Source organism: Zoogloea sp., assembly GCF_044344315.1.
Lineage (GTDB): Bacteria > Pseudomonadota > Gammaproteobacteria > Burkholderiales > Rhodocyclaceae > Zoogloea.
The window spans coordinates 1-22661 of record NZ_JBIJDC010000006.1; the positions used below are offsets into that span (position 1 = coordinate 1).

A 22661-nucleotide genomic window follows, 5' to 3' on the forward strand; every position below is an offset into this window, starting at 1 on the left:
CCCCAGGCCCGGTTGTTGCGCACCACCTGGTCACGCACCTCCATCAGGGCCAGGCCGCCGCGGTTGTAGTAGGTGTCGTTGTCCTCCCACAGGTTGCGGTAGGAGTTCATGTAGTGGGTGCCATAGCGGCTGTGGTGCATGCGGTTGCCGCGGAAGATGGCGTCGTGGGAGACGTCCACGTAGATGGCGTCGCGCACGAAGCTGATGTTGTTGCGCAGGATGCGGGCGCCGGTGGTGTTGTAGAGCTGGATGCCGTTGCCGCGCTGGGAGGAGTCCAGGTCGCGCTTACCCGTGATGAGGTTGTCCTCGATCACCACGTCCTTGGCTTTCTCGATCCACAGGCCGAAGAGGGTGTAACTGAAGTCGCAGCGGGTCACCCGGGCCCGGTGGCTGCCGGGCTGGATATAGATGCCGGCGTTCTGTTCGCCCAGGTCGGCGCCTGAGTCGGTGACGATGAAGCCTTCGACGCTCACGTCTTCGGCGGCTACCCGGATGGTGTCACCCTTGCCACGCCCGTCGATGGTAGGGCGGCCCTGGCCAATGAGCGAGAGGGGTTTGTCGATGCGCAGGTTCTCGGCGTAATGACCCCGGGCGACGTGGATCGTGTCGCCAGCGGCCGCCTGCGCGATGGCCGCCTGGATGGAGCCGCCGGGCTGAACCTGCCAGGTCGCCGCGTATGCGTTGCCAGCCAGACCAGCCAGCATCACGGCCAGGCACCGGGCGGCGCGGCCGTGGCGGGCAGGGCTGGAGGGGCGAAAGCAAGAGGGCATGGTGGTGGGGCGGAAGCGGAATGTGCTGAGTGTGCGGCGGATTGCCGCATGCAGCCTTGATGTATGTGAAGTCTGCGGGGGCATGGATCGGTCAATGTCCATCGGTTGGGCGCGGAGTGCGACCGGCTTGATTGGGCCCGCGACTGACTCAGGTCATACCCGGCGCGGCCCGGTGGTGCAAGAATGGCGGGACAATCACAGGGAGGGCATGTCATGAGCCACAAGCACCGAAATCTGCTCGAAGCGATCTTCCGCGAACCGATCTGCAGCAACATCCAGTGGCGCGAGGTGGAATCCCTGCTCAAGCATGTGGGGGCCGACATCGAGCCCAGCCATGGCGCCCGTTTCCGTGTGCTGCTCAACAAGCATGAGTTCTTCTTGCATCATCCCCATCACAGCAATGAATTCGGCAAGCAGGAGATCAAGCACCTGCGTGAATGCCTGGCCGGTGCGGGGGTGACACCGTCTGCCTACGAAGAGCAGGGCGGCTGAAGGTGGTGCGGGGTGTTGCGGGCCGGAGCCTGCCGCTGGCTGCACTGCTGGCGCTCGCTGTTGTTCAGGTGGAGGCTGCGGGGCCGTCCTTTCCCTGCAACAAGACTTTCTCGGGCAGCATCGAGGAGCGGATCTGTCGCGATGCCGGCCTGTCCGCTCTGGATCTGCATCTGGCCGAGGTCTATGCCGCGGCCGAAAGAAAGGCGGATAACGAGCATCCGCCCTTTTTGCGCGCCGAGCAGCGCGGCTGGATCAAGGGGCGCAACGACTGCTGGAAGAGCAAGGACGTGCGGCTCTGTGTCGAGGATGCCTATCGCCTGCGGATCACCGAACTCCAGGCCCGCTACCGGCTGGTCGAGGCACTGGGCCCCTTCCGCTTTGCCTGCGATGGGTCGGCCGCCAACGAACTGGTGGTGACCCATTTTCGTACCGATCCGCCCAGCTTGATTGCCGAACGGGGTGACGAGACTTCCCTGATGCGTCAGGTGCCCACCGGCAGCGGCACCCGGTACGAGGGACGCAACGAGAGCTTTTGGGAGCATCAGGGTAAAGCGACGGTGGTGTGGGGCTGGCAGGCGACCCCCATGCATTGCGTGCGCAAGCCCTGACGCGCCTTCCGGATCGCGTCTGCCCGTTCCTTCCTTGATCCCCGGTCGCTGCGCGGCGAACGGGGAAAGTGGAAGGGACGCTAGATTTGCAGGATGCCCGCGCCTTTCAGGCCGATGAAGAGCACCGCGCCGATCAGCAGGTTCTTGAAGCTCACGTAGCACAGCATGTCCATCGTCGAGGCGCGGCGGTACAGTTGGCCCCACCAGGGGCCTTCCTCACGTAGGGCTTGGCGTCCAGCCTCACCAGCACTTCGAACACGCTCCAGCCAAACCACCCGCCGATGATGGCGCCGCGGCCTCAGTCCTTGGGCCAGAGAACCATCTGGGTGCACCGGAAAAGGGCGATCTTGCGACCGGTTGCGGTGTCGGTGACCACCGCGTCCCACACCTGGGTGTTGCGTCCCAGATGCTGGGCCGTGGCGATGCAGGCAATGCTGCCTTCACGCACGGTACCCAGGTGATTGCTCTTCAGTTCGATGGTGGTGAAGGATACGGCCCCGGCGGGCAGGTGAGCGAGCGCGGCGTAGCCGCAGGTGGTGTCAGCCAGGGCCACGACGCTGGCGGCATGGAGAAAGTCGTTCGGGGCGAAGTGCAACTTGCGGACGGCCATCCGGCTACTCAGGCTGCCCTGAAGGAGCTCCAGCATCTCGATGCCCAGATAGCCGGGCAGATATTCGCTCCCCCGTTCGTTGAGGAAGTCGATGGAAATGTCGTCACGCAGTGTGCTCATGGCGGGTGTGTCCTGTGGGATGAGAGTCAGGCTGGGGCCAGTGGGCGCGCTATCCGTGCCTCCCGGATCGGCAGATTGACCAGCGCGGCGAGGGTCGCCAGCGCCATGTCGGCATACCACATCCAGGTGAAGTCTCCGAAATGGCTGATCGCCAGCCCGCCCAGCCAGGCGCCGAGGAATCCGCCGATCTGGTGGGACAACAGGGTCAGCCCGAACAGGGTGGCCAAATAGCGGATGCCGAAGAGCTTGCCGACGAGGCTGGCGGTGGGCGGGACGGTGGCCAGCCATGTGAAGCCCAGGCCCGCCGCGAAAAGGTAATACACTGCCTCCGTACGCGGCATCAGCAGGTAGGCAGCGATCAGCACGGCCCGCGAGGCGTACATGGCCGCCAGTACGTGCTTGCTGCGGTAGCGCGATATCCACGCGCCGGCAAACAGGCTGCCCACTACATTGGCCAGTCCGATGATGGCGAGGGACCAGCTAGCCACCGCCGGCGGCAGTCCGCACAGTTCGACCTCGCCCGGCAGGTGGGTGACCAGAAAGGCGATGTGGAAGCCGCAGGTGAAGAACCCGGCGTGAAGGAGCAGATAGCTCGGACTGCGCAGTGCAGCCCCGACCGTCTGTGCCAGGCCATGGCCGCTCCCATGTCCCGCCGCCGATGCCGCCGGGGGCAGCACCTTGCCGGTGAGCTTGCCGACCAGGGGCAGGGCTCCAAGGGTGATCACCGCCATGCTCCACATTGCCCCCATCCAGCCCACTGTCTGGATCAGACCCTGCAGGATGGGCGCAAACAGGAACTGGCCGAAGGATCCGCCGGCATTGATCACGCCCGACGCCGCGCCGCGCGCCTCTGCGGGCAGGCGCTGGGTGGCGGCGCCGATGAGCACCGAGAAGCTGCCCGCGCCGGCACCCATGGCCGAGATCAGTCCCAGGGAGATGGCGAGCCCGATACCTGAGTCCATGAATGGCGTGATCGCGCTGCCGGCCGCCAGCAGCAGGATCCCGCCGATCAGCACCGGGCGCGGGCCAAAGCGATCGGCGACGGCACCGGCGACGGGCTGTATAGCGCCCCAGGTGAACTGGCCGATGGCAAGCGCCAGGCTGATAGTGGCGATGCCCAGGCCCGTCGCGCTGTTGAGGGGGCTGATGAACAGCCCGAGGGATTGGCGCGTCCCCATGGTGATCAGCAGGATCGCGGCTGCCGCCAGGGTGGTACCGAGAATGCCGGGTTGGCGGAGGCTGTGGAACATGATCGGGTGTGTCCGGGAGGCGACGTGTCGGACAGACTGTAGTTTCCTTACGGAACGACAAAAAGCCGATAATCGGCAGCGTTACGTCAACGGAAATTTGACAAATGCGCTGGCTGGGCAGTTGGAACAGTTTCGTCAAAGTTGTCGAGGAGGGGAGCATGGCCGCCGCGGCCAGGCGTCTCGATTGCACCCGGGCACAGGTCAGCAAGCAGGTGGCCGAGCTGGAGCAGGCCTTTGGCGTGCGGCTCTTTGAACGCTCCACCCGCAGGCTTGCCTTGACCCCGTCGGGCGAGGCCTTCTACCGGCACGCCCGGCATACGCTGGCGTCCATCGAAAGCGCCGAGGTCGCGGTACGCAATACCGGCGAACTTCCCCGGGGGGTGCTGCGTGTCAGCGCATCGGTGATCTTCGGCCGCTTGTGCATTGCGCCGCTGATTCCCGATCTGCTCGCCCGCCATCCTGAACTCGAATGCGAACTGATCCTGACCGATCAGCAGGTGGACCTGGTGGAGGACCGGATTGATCTGGCTCTGCGCCTGACCCGGTCACCGCCGGAGGATGCGGTGTGCCGGGAGCTGCTGGTGTTGCGTCGGGTGCTGTGTGCCGCGCCTGCGTACCTCGCGGCTCATGGACATCCCAGGACCCCCGCCGAGCTCCAGCGGCACCCGTGCTTCAGCTACCTGCTCACCGATGCAGGTGTGTGGCGTCTCACCGACCGTGACGGGGCCGAGGTGGTCGTTCAGGTGCGCGGCCGCCTGCAGTTCAACAACATCGGCTGCATTCATGATGCGGTGCTGCAAGGGCACGGAATCGCCATCCTCCCCACCTACCTGTGCGGTGACGATCTGGGAAGCGGCGCCCTGGTGCAGGTGCTGGAGGACTGGACGCCGGTGGTGGACTTCGGGCGCAACCTCTACGCCTGCTATCTCCCCAGTCGCAGCCGGGTGGCCAAGGTGAAGGCGATGCTCGACATGCTGGAAGCACGCTTCACTCCCTGCCCGCCGTGGGAGCGTTTCGGCAGGCTTGCGCCCTGAGTCGGGTCAGACCTGCAGCAGTCCGGCCATCTTGAGCCCGATGAAGAGCACCGCGCCGATCAGCAGGTTCTTGAAGCTCACGTAGCACAGCATGTCCATCGTCGAGGCCCGACGGTACAGGCGGCCCCACCAGGGGCCTTCCTTCACGTAGGGCTTGGCGTCCAGCCTTACCAGCACTTCGAACACGCTCCAGCCAAACCACCAGCCGATGATGGCGCCGGCCGACAGGTGGCCGAGGGCCGCCATCACCCAGGCGACCGTGGCGGCCAGGGCCAGTGCAAAGCCGGCTCCCTGGATGGCTTTGCGGGCGGGTTGGCCCTTGCCGGCCCAGGGCCACAGGTGGTCGCGGAGTTCGGCGACCAGCCAGCCGGGGCCGGAGGCGTTGCCGTAGTGGGGCTGACGCAGCTCGTTCCTGTCGGCGATGGTCATGCCTCGACTCCTTTGCTGTTCTTGTCCATGGGTAGCGGGTGGATGGGGATGAAGTAGCCCTTGCCGTCGATGGGGGTGAGCGCCTGACCGGCCTTGGTCCGGCGCTTGCGTTCCTGGGCCAGGGGCGGGCAGGCATGGTCATCGTAGTAAAGCACCATGCAGTCCAGGCACAGCATGCATTCGCGTTGGTCAATGTTGCCCTTGGTGTCGATGGCCAGGGAGCCGCAGCCCTTGGCGCAGGCCTTGCAGCTGGTGCATTCGTCCTTCCGCCGGAGTCCGAACCAGCGGAAGGTGGTGGGCATGGCCAGGGCGGCACCCAGGGGGCACAGGTATTTGCAGAAGGGCCGCTCCATGAAGATGGACAGGCCCAGCAGGCCACCGGCGAACAGGGTGTAGGGCCAGCTGCGGTTGAGCAGGCCGACCAGGAAGGTGGTCTTGAAGGGTTCGATCTCGGCCAGTTGCTCGGCCAGGCCCATGCTGAAGAAGGACACCGCCAGCAGGCCGAAGAAGATGGCGTACTTGAGGTTCTTCAGCACGTCATGAAGGGGCTGGGGCAGGTGGAACTGCAGGCGTTTGAGGCCGATGACGCTGCCCACCTTGTAGAGCAGCTCGGACAGGGAGCCGAAGGGGCACAGCCAGCCGCAGAAGAGCCCCCGGCCCCACACGAAGACGGTGATGATGATGAACACCCAGAAGATGAAGATCAGCGGATCGGAGAGAAAGAGCTCCCACTTCCACTGAAACAGCAGGCTGTGGAACCAGGTGAGCACCTGGGTGATGGACGGCTGAGCCATGGCGTAGAAGCCCACGAAGCCGATGCTGACTACCCAGCCGGCGTACTTGAAGGCATTCACCGGCCACTTGTTCTTGCGGTCGGAGCGGCGCACCAGCCTGTCGCGGCTGGCGTAGGCGGCGGCGATGACGAGGAGCAGGGCGGTGAAGGCGGCAATATCCAGCGCCTTGTCCTTCCAGACCTTCAGCCAGGTGGGGTCGGGCTTGACCACCACGGGGCGGCCGCCTTCCAGGTATTTGTCGGCGAGCCAGTATTCCTTGTCGAAGTTGGCGAAGGTCTTGGCCGCCGTCTCCTTGTCGATCTTGTTGCCCAGGAAGACCAGCTTCCACGGGTAGGCGGCCGAGAAGCTCTTGCCGCGGATGATGAAAATTGCCGATTCGTTGAAGGCCGGAGCGCCGCTGGCCGCGATGCTCCACAGGTTCACGTAGTCCAGGTCGCGAAAGGTGAAGCTGTCCTTGTCCTGGCGTACCTGGACCCGGTCGTAGAGGCCGCCACGGACGAAGCCGGAGCCCTTGAAGGAGTCCATGCTGTTGTTGGCGATGATGAAGATGGCGTGCTCGCCTTCCTTGAGGCGCCCCATCAGCCCGTCGTAACCATCCTTGCCCAGGATCGCGTGGCCGATGGTGGGCTGGTTGAGGTAGCCGAACCACAGGTCCATGTAGGGGCGGCCGTCGCTCTTCAGGCCGACCTCCTCGGGCTTCACGGTCAGTCGCTGGACGCTGCCGTCTGCGACCAGGTCGGCCCAGGAGGGGGTGGCGGCGGAGGCCGGGAAGCGGGCCTGGGGCCGGTTGACCGGCTTGAGGATGCCCACCTGCTTGGCTACCTCGCTGCCGCTGGTCATCATCACCTGGTTCTGGGCGATGACGGTGACGGTGGCACCGGTAATGGCGTCGAGGCCGATGAGGTTCTCCTCGGGGCGGGACTTGCCGATCTCGATGTTGTCCCCCACGAACTTGCCCAGGTACTGGTCATTGAATTTGACCAGGGCCGATTCCGGGATGCCCAGCAGCAGGATGGGTTCGGAGTGCTTGAGGATCTTCACCCCGGTGAACTTGCCCGCCGTGTCCATGCCGATCAGGGTGACCACCGGCTTGCCCGAATAGGCCGGGATGTCGGTGATGTCGGTGGACAGCATCACGTAGCCGAGGAGCTTCTTCTGCCCGGCTTCGTCCTTGTAGGCTTCCACGTACCAGGGCTGGCCCTTGCGCTCGGAGAAGGCGGTGGCGCCGGGGATCACGTCCTTGCAGGGGGCGTAGTCGCACATCCGGGGGGAGGTGGCCAGCTCCGGCGGCAGCTTGACTTCGTAGGTGTCGGCAAGGGCAGTGCTGAGGGGCAGCAGCCCGACCGCCAGGGTGGCAAGCAGGGTGCCGACGTGGCGGTGCAGACTGTGAAGCAGGGGGGAAAGCATCTTGGGCTCCGATGAATCAGCGTTTAAGCAAATTCTGATGGTGTGCGCCGGGCGTGTCCTTAAGCTGAGTCAAGCCGCAAAAAATGCAGGATGGCAGCGGGCGCCGTTCAGTGGGCGAGCAGTGCGGCAAGCAGTTTCTCGGTGATGACGAGAACCTGCTCGCTCATGTCCATGACCGCGGGGGCGTTCTTGAGCATGGTGGGTGCTGCATCAAGTTTTCCGGTGGATGCGTGGTAGGCCGGGTAGAGCCGCGACAACGCCGCGACGGCCTGCTGGGCGTCGGTGGGAAGGCCATCCGTCTTTGCGACACGGCTCAGATTGGTGGGGAACTCGCCGCGGGCATAGATCAGCTCCACTTCCGGGGCATGGGGTGTCATCAGGTTGCTGGCGCGGTACAGATAGAAGAGGGCGATGCGCTGGGAGAGGGCGCGTAAGCGGCTGGGCAGGACCAGCCTGCGGGAGGCCTCCGGTGCATTGGCATTGAGCGCGATGCTCAGGTGGTGGTGGGCGCGTTCCAGGGCATCGCTGCTGTCATAGAGGGCGCGCGCGCCGTCAGCATTGGGTGAGGCGCCGAGCTGGGCACGGACAGTGCCCCATATCCGGTCGAGCTCGGCGAGCTTGGATCGGGCAAGGTCGTCCAGCTTGCGGGCGTGCAAGGTGGCGATGTTCTGGTCCATGCGGGCGATGGAGTCCGTGAGGATGCGTCGGGATGCCTCGGGCGTGATGCCCTGCTGGGCCATCAGGTAGGCCTTGGTCGCCCTGAGACTCAGGGTGCGGCCTTGTTCGGCGAGCTCGGTGGTGGCTTCCTGCGGGGTGCCGGCGATGGCGTTGACGGGCGCGATGCCGCCCAGTGTGAACACTGCCGTCGCAAGGGTTGCGGCAAGGAGGGAAGAAAGGCGCATCCGATGTCTCCGTGCGACGACCGTTTTGATCCATCGGCCGTCAAAAAAACGGGGAGACGCAAGCGCCTCCCCAAAACTTCTTCATTTATCGACGTGTTGCGGGGTGTCGATTACTTTTCGACGATCATGCGAGTGCGCATTTCCAGGTGCAGCGCGTGGCAGAAGTGCGTGCAGTAGGCCCAGTACACACCCGGCTTGTCGGCCTTGAAGGTGACCGACTTGGTTTCCAGGGGATTGACGATGAAGTTGATGTTGTACTTCGGAATGGCGAAGCCGTGGGTCAAGTCCTCGACCTTGTCCAGGTTGGTGAGGATGAGGGTGACTTCATCGCCCTTCTTTACCGTGAATTCGCGCAGGCTGAAGGCCGGTGCCTGGGACACCAGCTTGACGGTGACCTTGTTGCCATTGCGGAAGACGCCGGATTCCTTCGGGTCCTTGATGGCATTGGGGAACTCGTCCAGGGTGTAGACCTGACGGGTCTTGATGTGCTCGCGCTTGACGATGATGAAGTCGTGGGGCTCGGGGCGGACCGGGTGGTCGGCGATGAGCTTCATCTTTTCACCGGAGATGTCGATCAGCTGTTCGTTCTCGGGGTGCAGCGGACCGACGGGCAGGAAGCGGTCCTTGGAGAACTTGCAGCCCACGCACAGCCACTTGCCGTCGGCCTCGACGGTTTCGGACTGGGAGGCGTTGAGGTGGCCCGGCTGGTACTGCACGTCGAGGCGGTCGACGATGTACTTGGCGTTCTTGTCACCGGCGTGGAACTTGATGGCTGCTTCCACATTCCACTTCACGACCTGGGAGTCCAGGAACAGGGTGGTGAAGGCGTTGCCGCGACCGTCGAAGGCGGTGTGCAGGGGGCCGAGGCCGAGTTCGACTTCGGCAACCACGGTGGCCTTGATGTCCTCGAGCTTGCCGTCGAAGTAGTCGAGCACCTTGGCGAGGTCGATGACGGTGGCGGTGGGGGACAGCTTGCCGGCGCAGATGAAGTACTTCTTGTCCGGGCTGGCATTGACGCCGTGGGGGTTCTTGGGCACCGGCACGTAGGCGGCCAGTGCGGTCTTCGGGTCCTTGTTGGAGTCGCGGGTGCAGTCCACCACCGGCACCTTGCTGTCGCCGTAGGTCTTGAACTTGCCGTCCTTCACGGCCTGCTCGATGCGGGCGATGTGGAAGAAGGCGCAGGCATCCTTTTCGGCGGACATCATGTCCTCGTACTTGGCGCCCATCTCGGTGTTGTACTGGTTGGTGGCGGCCAGCTTGCCATCGTAGGAGCTGGCGACCAGGTCGCAGTTGCCGTCGATCAGGGCCTGCCAGCGTACGGCCATGGTTTCGGCGTCGAGGCAGGTGAACAGCGAGCGGTACTTGGAGGTGTCCTCCATGTTGTTGCCGTCGTTGGGCAGAGGAATGCTGAACTCGGAGCCGGCGAACACGCGGGTGGTGTAGTTGATGGCCGCATCAACCGGGTCGGCCTTGTCCGGGAAGATGCCGTGGAAGCCCTGGACGTTGGGGATCTCGGTGATCTTGTCGCATTCGAAGGTGTCGAGCCGCACGCGGGCCACGCGGCCGTTGATCTTGTCGTTGATCCAGGCGTACTTGCCGTCGTAGGTGCCGTTCTTGTAGGAGGCGTGGGTGTGATGGGTGTCGGCGACGGTGTAGCGCAGGCTGCCGTCGGCCTTGGTGCCCATGATGGCCTTGGATTCGTTGGTGATGCCCCAGCCAACCAGCGGGTCCGGGTTGAAGACCGGGACGCGGGTGATTTCGCGACCGGATGGGATGCCGAGAATGCGCATGTCACCGGTGTGGCCACCGGACCAGATGCCATAGTACTCGTCCAGTTGGCCAGGTGCCAGATGAACGGAACTGGCATGGCCTGCAGCGGCCGGGGCTGCGGCAGGTGCAGCACCTGCGGGGGCTGCGGCCGGGGCGGGGGCTTCCTGCTTGCAGGAGGACAGGCCCACGGACAGGCCGGCGCCGGTCAGGCCGGCGAGGGCGGCGGTGTTCAGGAACTTGCGGCGTCCCGGAACGACGTCCTGGGCTTCGTGTTTGATGTCTTGTGTGCTCATTGCGGGTCTCCGTGTGTCCTAAGCCGAAGGCGAACTGGCCACGCCGTGGGGCGGGCGTTACTGGATGGACGACGCAGGAGAGGCACGGCCGGGGTGCGGCACCTTGTCCCTGCGACAATCCGTCGCAGCGCACTCTAGGTGTCCGGGGCCTGAAAAAAATTGATGCCGGGCAAGAATTGCCAAAGACCCCGGTAAAACACCGATTTTCCGGGGTCTGTATTAGAAGATGCTGAAATATAAAGACAAATTTTGAGGGTGGCACTGCCTGCCGTGGTCGCGTCACCTGCTCCGGAGGGGCCGGGCGCGCTCAGTTGCGGGCGTTGCCGCCGGCCTGCAGCAGGACCAGCAAGGCGCCATCTCCGCCGTCGTGGGGGCGGGCCTGGCAGAAGGCCAGGATGTCTTCCCGCTGGGCCAGCCAGCCACGGGACAGATGCTTGAGGACAGGCATGCGCCCGGGGGAGCCGTGACCTTTGCCATGGATCACGCGCAGGCAGCGTCGGCCCTGCTGCAGGGATAGGGCAATGAACCGCGCCAGACTGGCGCGGGCTTCGTCGCGGGTGAGGCCGTGCAGGTCCAGTTCGCCCTGGACCACCCAGCGGCCCCGGCGCAGGTCGGTGAGCACCCGGCGCGGCAGTCCGGTGCGCAGGTAGGCGGCTTCGTCGCCGGTGTCGAGGCGGTCTTCGAAGCTCAGTGGGGCTTCGATGGCTTCGCGCAGCACTTCCCGCTCGTCCTCCTCGCGCTGGCGCGGCCGCGGCGCGGGGACGGGGCGCTCCACGTCGGCCAGGTTCTTGTCCTTCAGGGGGGCGACGGCGCCGGCCACCCGGCGGAAGAGTTCGGCGGGGTCGTGGCTGACCGGTCCGTCGAGCAGGCTGGGCGGCGGTACCCAGTTGTCGACGGCGCGAACCTGGGGATTGGCCTGCTGGCGTTGCTGGCTCAGGTCCACCCGGTTGAAATCCTTGATCGGGGCGATGTCGCCAAGGGCGGCGCGGAACACGGCCATCGGGTCGTTCTCGTCGACACGGTGGCTGCGGCGCGGGGCTTCGGGCTCAGGTTCGGCGAGCCGGGGGCGGGGCACCGGGGCCGGCCTGGGGCGGGCAATATCGGCTTGACCGCCGCCGCGGACGGGCTGGACGGTGCCCACCTGCTGACGGAAGAGCCCGGCCTCGTCCGGCTCGGCCGGCGGGCTGGCCACCTCCGGCGCCCGGCGCGGCTTGCCTGCGAGTGCCTTGACGACCACGCTGCTGGGCACCTGTTTCTTGATGGCCTTGAGGGCATCGAGTCCGGCGTTGTGCTTATCCTTGCCCATGGCTTGCGAAAAGTGAGTCCGGAAAATGGAAACGGACCGGAAGGCCCGGTCCGTCAGGGGGCGCTGAGGGCGTCAGCCAGCGAGGCCGAGGCTGTCGAGGTAGCGCTCGGCGTCCAGCGCAGCCATGCAGCCGGTGCCGGCGCTGGTGACGGCCTGGCGGTAGATGTGGTCCTGCACGTCACCTGCCGCGAACACGCCGGGAACACTGGTGGCCGTGGCGTTGCCCTTGCGGCCGCCCTGGGTGACGATGTAGCCGCCTTCCATCTCCAGCTGGCCTTCGAAGATGTCGGTGTTGGGCTTGTGGCCGATGGCGATGAACACACCCTTCAGGTCGATGTCCTTGGTGGTGCCGGTCTTGGTGCTCTTGATGCGCATGCCGGTCACACCGGTCTTGTCACCCAGGACTTCATCCAGGGTGGAGTCCAGTTCCAGCACGATCTTGCCGGCGGCAACTTTCTCCATGACCTTGTCGATCAGGATGCGCTCGGCCTTGAACTTGTCGCGGCGATGCACCAGCGTCACCTTGCTGGCAATGTTGGCCAGGTACAGGGCTTCTTCGACGGCGGTGTTGCCACCGCCGATCACGGACACTTCCTGGTTGCGGTAGAAGAAGCCGTCGCAGGTGGCACAGGCAGACACCCCCTTGCCGGAGAAGGCTTCTTCGGAGGGCAGGCCGAGGTACTGGGCGCTGGCGCCGGTGGCGATGATCAGGGCATCGCAGGTGTACTCGCCCGCATCGCCCACCAGGCGGATCGGCTTTTCTGCCAGGTGCGTGGTGTGAATGTGGTCGAAGATCATTTCGGTGTTGAAGCGCAGGGCGTGCTTTTCAAAGCGCGCCATCAGTTCAGGGCCTTGCACACCGTCCGCATCGGCGGGCCAGTTGTCCACTTCGGTGGTGGTCATCAGTTGGCCGCCCTGGGCGATGCCGGTGATGAGCACGGGGTTCAGGTTGGCGCGGGCGGCGTAAACGGCGGCGCTATAGCCGGCGGGGCCGGAACCGAGGATCAGCAGCTTGATGTGACGAGTGGCCATCTTGGTGGGTCTTTCGAGTGTCTGGAGCAAGGGAGACAGATTATAAGGCGCTCCGTTCCCCGGGGGCAGCCCGACCCCCGGGAAGGGGTTGATTCCGGTGCGCCGGCCCGAGGCGGGATGTGCCCATGTCCTTAGATGCACCTCAAGTTTGATTTATACTTTGCCGTTGTGTGTGCATGACGGCGAGTTTGCGCCGCCTGCCAATTAATTTGCATCCTGCTTAGGAGAGGCCTTATGACCGTTACCAGCTCCGTGTCCACGATTGCCCTGCGGACCTTCCCGATCTTTCAGGGCCTGGGCGATGACCGGCTGGCGGCCGTTGCACGTTGCGCGATGATGAGGCGGGTTCCCCGGGGTTCCGCAGTGGTTCATGAGGGCGACCGTACGGATTTTGTCTACTTCGTGCTGACAGGCAATCTGAAGGTCATGGTCAGCGACGAAGATGGCCGTGAAGTCATCCTGACCATTCTTGGTCAGGGCGAGATGTTTGGTGAAATGGGTGTTCTGGACGATAGCCCCCGCTCTGCTTCCGTGGTGGCCGTGTCCCCGTCCGATCTGGTGACCATCTCCAAGACCGATTTCAAGCGCCTCATGCAGGAGAACTTCGAGCTCTCCTGGCATGTGATGTGCAACCTCACCCGCCGCCTGCGCGATGCTGACCGCAAGATCGAAAGCCTTGCACTGATGGATGTTTACGGTCGGGTGGCACGCCTGCTTCTTGAGATGTCCGAAGAAGTGGACGGCCTGAAGATGGTGAAGAAGAAAATCTCCAAGCAGGACATCGCCAAGATGATTGGCGCCTCCCGCGAGATGGTCAGCCGGGTGATGAAGGATCTGGGCCTGCGCGGCCTGATCGAGGAAACCGACGGCGGCGTGATCCTGCGCGAAAAGATCTACGACTTGTGAATGGTCCGGAAATCCTTCCTTACCCATTCGGAACCCGGTGAGGAAGGGATGACCAGAGACCCTGGTTTATAATCAAAGCGCGGCGCCTTGCCGCGCTTTTGCATTTCAGGCTCCATCCGTATCCGGCACCACCCATCCATGCTCAATCGTCCCTCCACCCGACCGCTCCCCCTTCCGGAAAAAATCGCCAGCCTGCTGCAGGAGGCGCGCTGGATGCTGCTCGGCGTGCTGGCCCTTTATGTGGCCATGATCCTGTTTGGCTACTCCAAAGCCGATCCGGGCTGGTCTCACGCTGTGCAGGTGGAGCATGTGAGCAATCCGGGGGGACGCTTTGGCGCCTGGTTGTCGGATCTGCTCCTCTATCTCTTCGGCCTGTCGGCTTGGTGGTGGGTGATCTTTCTCGGACTCGGTCTGGCCATCGGATTCCGCCGTCTGCAACTGGCCTTCGGGGCAGACCGGCGTTCCTTCCTGGTGGTGGTCATCGGCTTCCTGGTGGTGCTGCTGGCCAGCAGTGGCCTGGAGGCGATGCGGTTCTATTCCATGAAAGCCAGCCTGCCGATGGAGCCAGGCGGGGTGATTGGCATTGAGCTTGGCAATCTGGTGCTGCAGTACCTGGGCTTTACCGGCGGAACCCTGCTGCTGCTGGCTCTGATCGCCGGTGGGCTCAGCCTCTTCTCCGGTGTCAGTTGGCTCGAGGCCTCCGAGGCCCTTGGCGCCGGCCTGGAGAAAGTCTGGCTGTTTGCCACTCAGGGCGTCCAGACCTGGGAAGACCGCCGCGTCGGTCGTGAGGTGGCCCAGAAGCGTGAGGCCGTGGTCGAGACCAAGCGCAAGAAGGAGGAGGTTGCTCCGCCGCCGCCGGTGCGCATCGAGCCGGCCATCGTTGAGGTTGAGAAATCTGTGCGGGTCGAGAAGGAGCGTCAGACCCCCTTGTTCACCGAGCTGCCCGGCGGTGCCTTGCCGCCCCTCGCCTTGCTCGACGAGCCTGCCCACGACGTGGAGCCGCCCTCCGCTGAGGTGCTCGAGTTCACCTCCCGCCTCATCGAACGCAAACTGGCCGACTTCGGCGTCGAAGTGAAGGTGCTCGCCGCCTATCCGGGGCCGGTCATCACCCGCTTCGAGATCGAACCGGCGGTGGGCGTCAAAGGCAGCCAGGTGATGAACCTGGTCAAGGATCTGGCCCGGGCCCTGTCGGTGGTGAGCATCCGCGTGGTCGAGACGGTGCCCGGCAAGACCTGCATGGCCCTGGAGCTGCCCAACCCCAAGCGTCAGACGGTGCGCCTGTCCGAGATCCTCGGCTCCAAGGCCTACCACGACATGCACTCGCCGCTCACCGTGGCCCTGGGCAAGGACATCGGCGGTCAGCCGGTGGTGGCCGACATCGCCAAGACGCCTCACCTGCTGGTGGCCGGTACCACCGGCTCGGGCAAGTCGGTGGGCATCAATGCGATGATCCTGTCGCTGCTCTACAAGTCCGAACCCGAAGACGTGCGCCTGATCCTCGTCGATCCGAAGATGCTGGAACTGTCCATCTACGAGGGCATTCCGCACCTGCTGGCGCCGGTGGTGACCGACATGAAGCACGCCGCCAACGCGCTCAACTGGTGCGTGGCCGAGATGGAGAAGCGCTACAAGCTGATGTCGGCCCTGGGCGTGCGCAACCTGGCCGGCTACAACAAGGCCGTGGCGGAGGCGGCGAAGGTCGGTTCGCCCCTCAAGAACCCGTTCTCCATCACCCCCGACAACCCAGAGCCCCTCGACAAGCTGCCCTACATCGTCGTCATCATCGACGAGCTGGCCGACCTGATGATGGTGGTGGGCAAGAAGATCGAGGAACTGATTGCGCGCCTGGCCCAGAAGGCCCGGGCGGCCGGCATCCACCTCATCCTGGCCACCCAGCGCCCCAGCGTGGACGTGATCACCGGCTTGATCAAGGCCAACATCCCGACCCGCATGGCCTTCCAGGTGTCCAGCAAGATCGACTCCCGCACCATCCTCGACCAGATGGGGGCCGAGGCGCTGCTGGGCATGGGTGACATGCTTTACCTGGCGCCAGGCACCGGCCTGCCCATTCGCGTCCATGGCGCCTTCGTGGCTGACAACGAAGTGCACCGGGTGGTCGAACACCTCAAGGCGCTGGGCGAGCCGGACTACATTGAAGGCATCCTCGCGCCCTCGGAGGAGGAGGGCGGTGACCTGCTGGGCGGCGGCGAAGGTGGTGGTGAGGGCAGCGAGGCCGATCCCCTCTATGATCAGGCCGTGGAGATTGTCCTGAAGACCCGCCGGCCGTCGATCTCGCTGGTGCAGCGGCACCTGCGCATCGGCTATAACCGGGCCGCGCGCTTGATCGAACAGATGGAACGCTCGGGCCTGATTTCGGCCATGGGCAGTAACGGCAACCGGGAGGTGGTGACACCGCCCCGCGAAGGAGAATGATGGTTCGTACTCGCACGCTAGGTGTCCTGCTGGCTTCGCTGCTGTTCGCCGCCGGCACCGCCCATGCAGATTCCCTGGCCCAGCTCAAGCAGTTCATGGACGGCACCCGCTCGGCGCGAGGAAGCTTCTCCCAGCAAGTGTTCTCCAAGTCGGGACGCAAGCCCCAGCAGGCCAGCGGTACGTTTGCCTTCTCGCGGCCGGGCAAGTTCCGCTGGACCTACGAGAAGCCCTACGCCCAGTTGCTGGTGGGGGATGGCACCAAGCTGTGGGCCTGGGACCAGGAGCTCAACCAGGTCACCACCAAGAAGCTGGGCCAAGCCCTGGGCAGCACGCCGGCGGCGATCCTCGCCGGCGACAACTCCTTAGAAAAGAACTTCACCCTCCAGGACGATGGTGCCGCTGACGGCCTGGAATGGGTCGAGGCCAGGCCCAAGGCCGACGACAGCAGCTTCGAGCGCATCCGCATGGGCTTCTCCGGTGGTCAGCTTAAGGCCATGGTGTTGCACGACAACTTCGGCCAGACCACGTCCCTGAACTTTCTGCAGATGGAGCGCAATCCGTCCCTGGATGCCGGGTTGTTCCGCTTCGTGCCACCCAAGGGCGCGGACGTGGTTGGCGACTAGCCGGCAAAGCCCATGGCTGACCTGTTCGATACGCTTGATCCGCCGCGCCAACCCCTGGCGGAGGCGATGCGGCCGCAGACCATTGCCGACGTGATCGGCCAAAAGCATCTGCTCGGCCCGGGCAAGCCCCTGGCCCTGGCCTTCCAGTCCGGCAAACTGCACTCCATGATTCTGTGGGGGCCGCCGGGGGTGGGCAAGACCACCCTGGCCCGCCTGATGGCGCGTGCCTTCGATGCGGAGTTTGCCTCCCTCTCCGCCGTGTTTTCCGGCGTCAAGGACATCCGCGAGGCCATTGCCCGCGCCGAGGCCGAGCGCAGCCGCGGGCGTCACACCATCCTCTTCGTGGATGAGGTGCATCGCTTCAACAAGGCCCAGCAGGACGCCTTTCTGCCCTACGTGGAGCAGGGCCTGGTCACCCTGATCGGCGCCACCACCGAGAATCCGTCCTTCGAGGTGAACTCGGCCCTGCTGTCCCGGGCGGCGGTGTATGTGCTGGAGTCCCTCAGCCAGGCGGAGCTAAGCGAGCTGTTCGAGCGTGCGCGGCATGTGGCTTGTCCAGACTTGGGTTTCGAGGACGATGCCCGTGATCGCCTGACCGGCTTTGCCGATGGCGATGCCCGGCGCCTGCTCAATCTGGTGGAACAGGTGACCACGGCGGCCACCACGGCCGGGCTTAATCCGGTGACGCCAGCCTTCATCGACGAAGCCCTGTCACGCAACCTGAGGCGTTTCGACAAGGGCGGCGAGGCCTTTTACGACCAGATCTCGGCGCTCCACAAGTCCATCCGCGGTTCGGACCCGGATGCTGCTCTTTATTGGTTGTGCCGCATGCTCGACGGTGGAGCTGAGCCTCTGTACATGGGGCGGAGGCTGGTGCGCATGGCCATCGAGGATATCGGCCTGGCTGACCCCCGTGCATTGGAAATCTGCCTCAACGCCTGTGCCACCTTCGAGCGTCTCGGCTCACCGGAAGGCGAGCTGGCGCTGGCCCAGGCGGCGGTCTTCCTGGCCTGCGCGGCCAAATCGAACGCGGTTTACAAGGCGTATAATGCAGCGCGTCAATTCGTGAAGCAGGACGTATCCCGGCAAGTGCCGATTCACCTGCGCAACGCGCCCACAAAGCTGATGAAGGAGCTGGGCTACGGCAAGGCCTACCGCTATGCCCATGACGAGCCCGATGGCTACGCCGCTGGCGAAACCTATCTGCCGGATGGCATGGAAAGGCCAGACTGGTACCAGCCCGTCGGTCGGGGCCTTGAGGCCAGGATTGCAGAGAAACTTGAGCGGCTGCGGGCTCTCGACCGGGAATACCACGAAGGCGAGAGCCGGCAGTCCGGCGGGAAGTTCAGTGCTGCTCGTGGGGGAGGGGATGGGCCGCAATGAAGCGGGCGCAGGCGTCACGGAAACGCTTGGCCTTGGCCCGATCGCCGCGCTCTTCGGCGGCATCCACCAGATCAAGCATGAACTGGGTCAGCATCAAGGTGCCTTCGCGGGTCTGGACAAGCCCGCAGGCGATCTGGGCTGCCGCGGCATCAGGGATGTCATGGTGCTCGGCAATGATGGCGACGTCTTCGTCGGTCAGGTCGCAGTAATCCAGGCAGTCACGGATGGACAACATCGGGGTCTCCTTCGGTGGTCGCATTGGAATGGCGCATCTGATGAGCGCCTCTTTACAATTGTGACCTGTGAGTGTGTGAAATCAAGAAAAGTTTCCGCCTTTTGGTGCTATTAACTTCTTGATTTCTATTGTTTCTGATATGCCATGCGCAGGACGCATGCTGCAATGCAATATAACCGAAAAGCGGTGGTCGCGCATTAGCAATTTCCGGACCGCTGCCGTTTCGATAAGCTAATTTTCTGATTTGAATAGGGATTGTCATGCTTGATGTGCAACTGCTGCGTACCCGTCTGGACTTTGTTGCGGAGCGGCTGGCGACGCGGGGAATGAGCCTCGATGTGGCGGCCTTTCAGGCTCTCGAGGACGAGCGCAAATCCCGTCAGACCCGTACCCAGGAGCTCCAGTCCCGACGCAATACCCTGTCCAAACAGGTCGGGCAGCTCAAGGGCAAGGGTGAAGATGCATCGGCCGTCCTGGCCGAGGTTGCCGGCATTGGCGATGAGCTCAAGGCCAACGAGGTGGCGCTGGCAGAGCTGCTGGAGCGCTTCAACGCCTTTGTGGCTGGCCTGCCCAACCTGCCCCACGACAGCGTTCCCGTCGGCAAGTCGGAAACCGACAACGTTGAAGTCAGCCGCTGGGGCAGTGTGCCCAGCTTCGACTTCGAAGTGCGTGACCACGTGGACATCGGCACCCGCCTGGGCGGGCTGGACTTCGAGACCGCGGTCAAGATCTCCGGCGCCCGCTTCACCCTGATGAAGGGCGGGCTGGCCCGCCTGCACCGGGCCCTTGCCCAGTTCATGCTCGACACCCACACCGCCGAACACGGCTACACCGAGCTCTATGCGCCTTATCTGGTCAACGCCGAGAGCATGTACGGCACCGGCCAGTTGCCCAAGTTCGAGGAAGACCTCTTCGCCGTGCCCAAGGCCGATGGCAGCAAGTTTTACCTGATCCCCACCGCCGAGGTGCCCGTCACCAACATCGTCCGTGACGAGATCGTGCCGGCCGAATCCCTGCCGATGAAGTTCGTCTGCCATACCCCGTGCTTCCGTTCCGAAGCCGGTAGCTATGGCCGTGACACCCGCGGCATGATCCGCCAGCACCAGTTTGACAAGGTCGAGCTCGTCCGCATCGAGCGCCCCGAGAACGCCTGGGATGCCCTGGAAGAACTCACCGGCCACGCCGAGGCCATCCTGCAGAAGCTGGAACTGCCGTATCGCAAGATCGTGTTGTGCTCCGGTGACATGGGCTTCGGTGCTGCCAAAACCTACGACCTGGAAGTCTGGCTGCCGGCCCAGAACACCTACCGGGAGATCTCCTCCTGCTCGTGCTTCGAGAGCTTCCAGGCCCGCCGCATGCAGGCCCGTTTCAAGAACGCCCAAGGCAAGAACGAATCCCTCGCCACCCTCAATGGCTCCGGCCTTGCGGTGGGGCGGACCCTGGTGGCGGTGCTCGAGAATTATCAGCAGGCTGACGGCTCGGTGCGCGTACCTGCCGTGCTGCAGCCCTATATGGGCGGTATCGCCGTGCTCCAGGCACCTCTGTGATGTAACGCGGGAGCCGGGGCAGGCGCTGTCCCGGTTCTCAATCCATCAGATTTTATGTATATTAGAAAGCTCTAATTTATTTCGGAGCTTTCACCATGAGCAGCAAGTCCTTCGTCCAGATCACCGGAGACCTCAACAAGGGGCTCAAGGCCCTGCATGCCGAGATTCCCGAAACCATGAAGGGCTTCTCCAGCATGGCCAAGGAGGCGATGAAGGAGGGTTCCCTGTCCGCTCTGCACAAGGAGCTCATCGCCCTTGCCATTGGTGTCTCTGCGCGCTGTGATGGTTGCATCGGCTTCCACGTCAAGGCCCTGATCCGTCTTGGTGTCACCCGCGAGCAGCTCATGGAAACCCTGGGGATCTGCACCTACATGGGCGGCGGCCCCAGCCTCATGTATGCCGCCGAAGCGGTGCGTGCCTACGACGAGTTTACTGCCGGTGTAGCCAAGCCCGCCGAATGACTGGCATTTCCCGGGAATTGATATATAATCGCGGGCTTCGATCAGCCGACAGCGTCTGCTGAAAGCCAGGCACCAGGAGAGGTGGCAGAGTGGTCGAATGCGCCGGACTCGAAATCCGGTATACGGTTCTCCGTATCGAGGGTTCGAATCCCTCCTTCTCCGCCAGTTGAAAAAGCCCTTGAGAAATCAAGGGCTTTTTTGCATTTAGCTGACCTTTCTCAGTGTGGCGTGTCAGCCAGCACGGCGGAGCCTGTGGGGGGCGAATGAATTCGGCCCCACGGGCTCTCCGGTCGGCATCCTCGCCTCCGGAAAACCCGTTCCGCTTCAACCGGCTTGCCGATCCGTCTCCTGCTCACGCAGCACATTATCCGATATTTTCATTCGGAATATCCGAATTGACTTCCGTGTTCGTTTGAATACAATTGTGTTCAATGTGACATGGGCATGGGGTGGCGTATGAGTCAAGCGGGTGGAATGGAGCCGATCTCCGCGCGTATTCCGGGTGATCTGTATCTGTGGCTGGCGCAGCTGCGCGTCGATGGCGCCATGACCAACAGCGACAAGCTGCGTGTATTGCTCGGTCAGCTCAAGCGCCAGCACGACGGCGCGCTCGACTATGCCGCAGCCCATGCCTGGGCGCGGGAGCTTACGGGGCAGTTGCGGGAGTCCCTGGTTGTGTTGGAGGGGCAGGGGGAGACGCACTCGGAGGTTCTGGGCGCCATCCTGGATTTCACGACGGCCGCCCTGGCCTCCATCGTCAGTCAGGCCCCGAAAGATGCCAGCCAGGCTGCCAGGCTCGAAGAGACGCTCGTCCGAAGGAGCTTTGCGCTGTCCGAGACCTTGCTGCGACAGGCCGTCACGGCCTCGGCCGCTGCGCACGATCCCGAGGTCATCCGGCGCCATGTGGCCACTACGGTCGAAATTGCGATGAGTCTTCCCCTCAAGAAAGGAGCCTGAGATGGCTGATTCCCTGAAAACCCGTGTTGGTCGTGTGATTGCCGGAGGTGTGCATGCCTTGCTGGATCGCCTGGAAGATCAGGCCCCCGAGGCCGTGATGGAGCAGGCCCTGCGTGACGCGGACAGCGTGATCGACGATGTGCGCCACGAGCTTGGGATCGTCGCTGCGAACCGTCATCTGTCCCAGCAGCAGCATGCCAGCCTGAATGGTCAGCATGCCCGTCTGGCCGAGCAGATCGACCAGGCCATGGCGCAGGGCCGCGACGAACTCGTTCGTGCTGCGGTGGCGCGGCAACTCGATATCGAGGCGCAACTGCCGGTGCTTGAGAACACCTTGTCAGAGCATGTCCTGCAGGAGCGCGAGTTGCAGGGTTTCGTCGCTGCCCTGTTGGCCAAGAAGCGCGAGATGGCAGACGCGCTTTCGGAATTCCGCAAGAGCCGCGCCGCGGCGGTGCGTGCATCCAGCAGTGATGCCGGTGCCGGTGCAGAGCAGCGCATTGGTGCGGTGACGGATGCCTTTGATCGCCTTTATGAGCGTCAGACCGGACTTACTGCCACCACCCGAAGCGGCAATCTGCAACAGGCCGCGCAGCTCAAGGAGCTCGACGAACTCGTGCGTGACAACAAGATCGCCGAGCGTATCGCCCAGCTCAAGGCAGGCCGGGCGTGAATCTCTTCGCTGCAGAGCAAAACCTGCCGTTCGGTATCGCCTTTGCCTTGATCATCGGCATTGGTCTGCTTGAGGGGATCGGCATGCTGATCTCTCTCAGCCCGAGCAACCTGCTGGACGACCTTATCCCCGATTTCGACGGCGACGGCGGGCTCGATCGCGTGCTGGGCTGGCTGCACCTGGGCAAGGTGCCTGCGTTGGTCCTGCTATTGCTCTTCCTGCTGGGATACACCTTGTTTGGTTATGGCCTGCAGATGGTGGCCCGTGGGCTGTTCGGCAGTTACTTGCCAGCCTGGATAGCAGGTGTGCTGGCGGTGCCATCCGGCCTGGCAACCGTGCGTGGCCTGGGTGCGCTCGTGGCGCACATCATCCCCCGGGACGAGACGAGCAGTGTCAGTGAGCAGACCCTGATCGGACGTGTCGGCGTGATCGTGGGGGGCACGGCCCGGCGAGGGCTGGCAGCCCAGGCCCGCGTCAGGGACAGCCATGGCCGATCCCACTACCTGATGGTCGAGCCGGACCTGGACGACGATGTACTGGAAGACGGGACGCAGGTGCTCATCGTGAGCAAGGCGGGTGCGTTCCATCGCTGCATTGCCAATCCCCATCCCACCCTGATGTAGCCGGCG

At 64.0% G+C, this 22661-nt stretch carries 22 protein-coding genes, 1 tRNA gene and 1 pseudogene; 13 read left to right on the top strand and 11 right to left on the bottom strand.

Translation table 11 applies throughout. The annotated features are described in order from the left end of the window. Window positions 1-770: nitrous oxide reductase family maturation protein NosD (locus ACIQ09_RS02265; protein WP_398305474.1), on the bottom strand; the 770-nt coding region annotated here is incomplete at its 3' end. Window positions 771-983: 213 nt separating this feature from the next. Between ACIQ09_RS02265 and ACIQ09_RS02270 the strand changes: the two genes are divergently transcribed. Both ACIQ09_RS02270 and ACIQ09_RS02275 read left to right on the top strand, forming a co-directional pair. Beyond that, window positions 984-1262, top strand: coding sequence for a type II toxin-antitoxin system HicA family toxin (locus ACIQ09_RS02270; RefSeq protein ID WP_296404110.1), 279 nt, complete (start codon window positions 984-986; stop codon window positions 1260-1262). A 5-nt stretch (window positions 1263-1267) separates the two neighbouring features. Then, a complete protein-coding gene (locus ACIQ09_RS02275) occupies window positions 1268-1870 on the top strand; it encodes an MliC family protein (protein WP_398305478.1) in 603 nt (200 codons plus the stop codon). Between the two features lie 80 nt (window positions 1871-1950). On the opposite strand, the pseudogene ACIQ09_RS02280 reads toward ACIQ09_RS02275, so the two are convergent. The 3 genes and pseudogenes from ACIQ09_RS02280 to ACIQ09_RS02290 form a co-directional block, all read right to left on the bottom strand. Next, window positions 1951-2162: pseudogene (locus ACIQ09_RS02280) on the bottom strand (transcription regulator); the annotation flags it as partial. Between the two features lie 6 nt (window positions 2163-2168). Continuing rightward, complete coding sequence (locus tag ACIQ09_RS02285) at window positions 2169-2600, bottom strand: PaaI family thioesterase (protein WP_398305481.1); 432 nt, start codon at window positions 2598-2600, stop codon at window positions 2169-2171. A 26-nt stretch (window positions 2601-2626) separates the two neighbouring features. Further along, the gene (locus ACIQ09_RS02290; protein WP_398305484.1) at window positions 2627-3850 is read right to left on the bottom strand and encodes an MFS transporter; all 1224 of its coding nucleotides are present in this window, start codon (window positions 3848-3850) and stop codon (window positions 2627-2629) included. 104 nt (window positions 3851-3954) lie between these two features. Between ACIQ09_RS02290 and ACIQ09_RS02295 the strand changes: the two genes are divergently transcribed. Then, a complete protein-coding gene (locus tag ACIQ09_RS02295; protein WP_398305487.1) occupies window positions 3955-4884 on the top strand; it encodes a LysR family transcriptional regulator in 930 nt (309 codons plus the stop codon). A 6-nt stretch (window positions 4885-4890) separates the two neighbouring features. On the opposite strand, the gene ACIQ09_RS02300 is transcribed toward ACIQ09_RS02295, so the two are convergent. The 6 genes from ACIQ09_RS02300 to trxB form a co-directional block, all read right to left on the bottom strand. After that, window positions 4891-5313: a transcription regulator gene (locus ACIQ09_RS02300; RefSeq protein WP_398305490.1), complete on the bottom strand. Its 423-nt coding sequence runs from the start codon at window positions 5311-5313 to the stop codon at window positions 4891-4893. Then, entirely contained in the window at window positions 5310-7514 is a 2205-nt protein-coding gene (locus tag ACIQ09_RS02305; RefSeq protein ID WP_398305493.1) for a 4Fe-4S binding protein, read from the bottom strand. The genes ACIQ09_RS02300 and ACIQ09_RS02305 overlap by 4 nt, the downstream gene beginning before the upstream one ends. Window positions 7515-7621: 107 nt before the next feature. Beyond that, window positions 7622-8416, bottom strand: a complete 795-nt coding sequence (locus ACIQ09_RS02310) for a hypothetical protein (RefSeq protein ID WP_398305496.1) — start codon at window positions 8414-8416, stop codon at window positions 7622-7624. 110 nt (window positions 8417-8526) lie between these two features. Next, complete coding sequence (gene nosZ, locus ACIQ09_RS02315) at window positions 8527-10479, bottom strand: TAT-dependent nitrous-oxide reductase (protein WP_398305499.1); 1953 nt, start codon at window positions 10477-10479, stop codon at window positions 8527-8529. A gap of 307 nt (window positions 10480-10786) precedes the next feature. Further along, window positions 10787-11785 carry a Smr/MutS family protein gene (locus ACIQ09_RS02320; protein ID WP_398305502.1) on the bottom strand — a complete coding sequence of 333 codons (999 nt, stop codon included), beginning with the start codon at window positions 11783-11785 and terminating at the stop codon, window positions 10787-10789. Between the two features lie 72 nt (window positions 11786-11857). Further along, complete coding sequence (gene trxB / locus ACIQ09_RS02325) at window positions 11858-12817, bottom strand: thioredoxin-disulfide reductase (RefSeq protein ID WP_398305505.1); 960 nt, start codon at window positions 12815-12817, stop codon at window positions 11858-11860. A 234-nt stretch (window positions 12818-13051) separates the two neighbouring features. On the opposite strand from trxB, the gene ACIQ09_RS02330 reads away from it, so the two are divergent. From ACIQ09_RS02330 to ACIQ09_RS02345, 4 genes are all read left to right on the top strand, one after another. Beyond that, window positions 13052-13723 carry a Crp/Fnr family transcriptional regulator gene (locus ACIQ09_RS02330; protein WP_398305508.1) on the top strand — a complete coding sequence of 224 codons (672 nt, stop codon included), beginning with the start codon at window positions 13052-13054 and terminating at the stop codon, window positions 13721-13723. Window positions 13724-13861: 138 nt separating this feature from the next. Beyond that, entirely contained in the window at window positions 13862-16156 is a 2295-nt protein-coding gene (locus ACIQ09_RS02335; RefSeq protein ID WP_398305511.1) for a DNA translocase FtsK, read from the top strand. Then, window positions 16153-16779 carry an outer membrane lipoprotein chaperone LolA gene (lolA, locus tag ACIQ09_RS02340; protein ID WP_398305514.1) on the top strand — a complete coding sequence of 209 codons (627 nt, stop codon included), beginning with the start codon at window positions 16153-16155 and terminating at the stop codon, window positions 16777-16779. Before ACIQ09_RS02335 ends, lolA begins: the two co-directional genes overlap by 4 nt. 12 nt (window positions 16780-16791) lie before the next feature. Beyond that, window positions 16792-18162 (top strand): replication-associated recombination protein A, encoded by a 1371-nt coding sequence (locus ACIQ09_RS02345; RefSeq protein ID WP_398305517.1) that lies wholly within the window; start codon window positions 16792-16794, stop codon window positions 18160-18162. On the opposite strand, the gene ACIQ09_RS02350 is transcribed toward ACIQ09_RS02345, so the two are convergent. Continuing rightward, window positions 18125-18397 carry a hypothetical protein gene (locus tag ACIQ09_RS02350; protein ID WP_296410586.1) on the bottom strand — a complete coding sequence of 91 codons (273 nt, stop codon included), beginning with the start codon at window positions 18395-18397 and terminating at the stop codon, window positions 18125-18127. The two genes, ACIQ09_RS02345 and ACIQ09_RS02350, sit on opposite strands and share 38 nt — an antisense overlap. 260 nt (window positions 18398-18657) lie before the next feature. Between ACIQ09_RS02350 and serS the strand changes: the two genes are divergently transcribed. The 6 genes from serS to ACIQ09_RS02380 all read left to right on the top strand — a co-directional run bounded on the left by serS (window position 18658) and on the right by ACIQ09_RS02380 (window position 22655). Then, complete coding sequence (serS, locus tag ACIQ09_RS02355) at window positions 18658-19944, top strand: serine--tRNA ligase (protein ID WP_398305520.1); 1287 nt, start codon at window positions 18658-18660, stop codon at window positions 19942-19944. A 95-nt stretch (window positions 19945-20039) separates the two neighbouring features. Further along, window positions 20040-20405: a carboxymuconolactone decarboxylase family protein gene (locus ACIQ09_RS02360; RefSeq protein ID WP_398305523.1), complete on the top strand. Its 366-nt coding sequence runs from the start codon at window positions 20040-20042 to the stop codon at window positions 20403-20405. Window positions 20406-20480: 75 nt separating this feature from the next. Further along, window positions 20481-20570 (top strand) — tRNA-Ser (locus ACIQ09_RS02365). A 309-nt stretch (window positions 20571-20879) separates the two neighbouring features. Beyond that, window positions 20880-21362 carry a hypothetical protein gene (locus tag ACIQ09_RS02370; RefSeq protein ID WP_398305526.1) on the top strand — a complete coding sequence of 161 codons (483 nt, stop codon included), beginning with the start codon at window positions 20880-20882 and terminating at the stop codon, window positions 21360-21362. Between the two features lies 1 nt (window position 21363). Next, complete coding sequence (locus tag ACIQ09_RS02375; protein ID WP_398305528.1) at window positions 21364-22032, top strand: PspA/IM30 family protein; 669 nt, start codon at window positions 21364-21366, stop codon at window positions 22030-22032. Then, window positions 22029-22655, top strand: coding sequence for a YqiJ family protein (locus ACIQ09_RS02380; protein ID WP_398305531.1), 627 nt, complete (start codon window positions 22029-22031; stop codon window positions 22653-22655). Before ACIQ09_RS02375 ends, ACIQ09_RS02380 begins: the two co-directional genes overlap by 4 nt. Window positions 22656-22661: the final 6 nt, after the last annotated feature.

Bases quoted from the DNA above. Each gene is read 5' to 3' on its own strand.
- ACIQ09_RS02270 (WP_296404110.1), top strand. From the start codon at position 984: ATGAGCCACAAGCACCGAAATCTGCTCGAAGCGATCTTCCGCGAACCG.
- ACIQ09_RS02285 (WP_398305481.1), bottom strand. From the start codon at position 2,600: ATGAGCACACTGCGTGACGACATTTCCATCGACTTCCTCAACGAACGG.
- ACIQ09_RS02290 (WP_398305484.1), bottom strand. From the start codon at position 3,850: ATGTTCCACAGCCTCCGCCAACCCGGCATTCTCGGTACCACCCTGGCG.
- ACIQ09_RS02295 (WP_398305487.1), top strand. From the start codon at position 3,955: ATGCGCTGGCTGGGCAGTTGGAACAGTTTCGTCAAAGTTGTCGAGGAG.
- ACIQ09_RS02300 (WP_398305490.1), bottom strand. From the start codon at position 5,313: ATGACCATCGCCGACAGGAACGAGCTGCGTCAGCCCCACTACGGCAAC.
- ACIQ09_RS02305 (WP_398305493.1), bottom strand. From the start codon at position 7,514: ATGCTTTCCCCCCTGCTTCACAGTCTGCACCGCCACGTCGGCACCCTG.
- ACIQ09_RS02310 (WP_398305496.1), bottom strand. From the start codon at position 8,416: ATGCGCCTTTCTTCCCTCCTTGCCGCAACCCTTGCGACGGCAGTGTTC.
- nosZ (WP_398305499.1), bottom strand. From the start codon at position 10,479: ATGAGCACACAAGACATCAAACACGAAGCCCAGGACGTCGTTCCGGGA.
- ACIQ09_RS02320 (WP_398305502.1), bottom strand. From the start codon at position 11,785: ATGGGCAAGGATAAGCACAACGCCGGACTCGATGCCCTCAAGGCCATC.
- trxB (WP_398305505.1), bottom strand. From the start codon at position 12,817: ATGGCCACTCGTCACATCAAGCTGCTGATCCTCGGTTCCGGCCCCGCC.
- ACIQ09_RS02330 (WP_398305508.1), top strand. From the start codon at position 13,052: ATGACCGTTACCAGCTCCGTGTCCACGATTGCCCTGCGGACCTTCCCG.
- ACIQ09_RS02335 (WP_398305511.1), top strand. From the start codon at position 13,862: ATGCTCAATCGTCCCTCCACCCGACCGCTCCCCCTTCCGGAAAAAATC.
- lolA (WP_398305514.1), top strand. From the start codon at position 16,153: ATGATGGTTCGTACTCGCACGCTAGGTGTCCTGCTGGCTTCGCTGCTG.
- ACIQ09_RS02345 (WP_398305517.1), top strand. From the start codon at position 16,792: ATGGCTGACCTGTTCGATACGCTTGATCCGCCGCGCCAACCCCTGGCG.
- ACIQ09_RS02350 (WP_296410586.1), bottom strand. From the start codon at position 18,397: ATGTTGTCCATCCGTGACTGCCTGGATTACTGCGACCTGACCGACGAA.
- serS (WP_398305520.1), top strand. From the start codon at position 18,658: ATGCTTGATGTGCAACTGCTGCGTACCCGTCTGGACTTTGTTGCGGAG.
- ACIQ09_RS02360 (WP_398305523.1), top strand. From the start codon at position 20,040: ATGAGCAGCAAGTCCTTCGTCCAGATCACCGGAGACCTCAACAAGGGG.
- ACIQ09_RS02370 (WP_398305526.1), top strand. From the start codon at position 20,880: ATGGAGCCGATCTCCGCGCGTATTCCGGGTGATCTGTATCTGTGGCTG.
- ACIQ09_RS02375 (WP_398305528.1), top strand. From the start codon at position 21,364: ATGGCTGATTCCCTGAAAACCCGTGTTGGTCGTGTGATTGCCGGAGGT.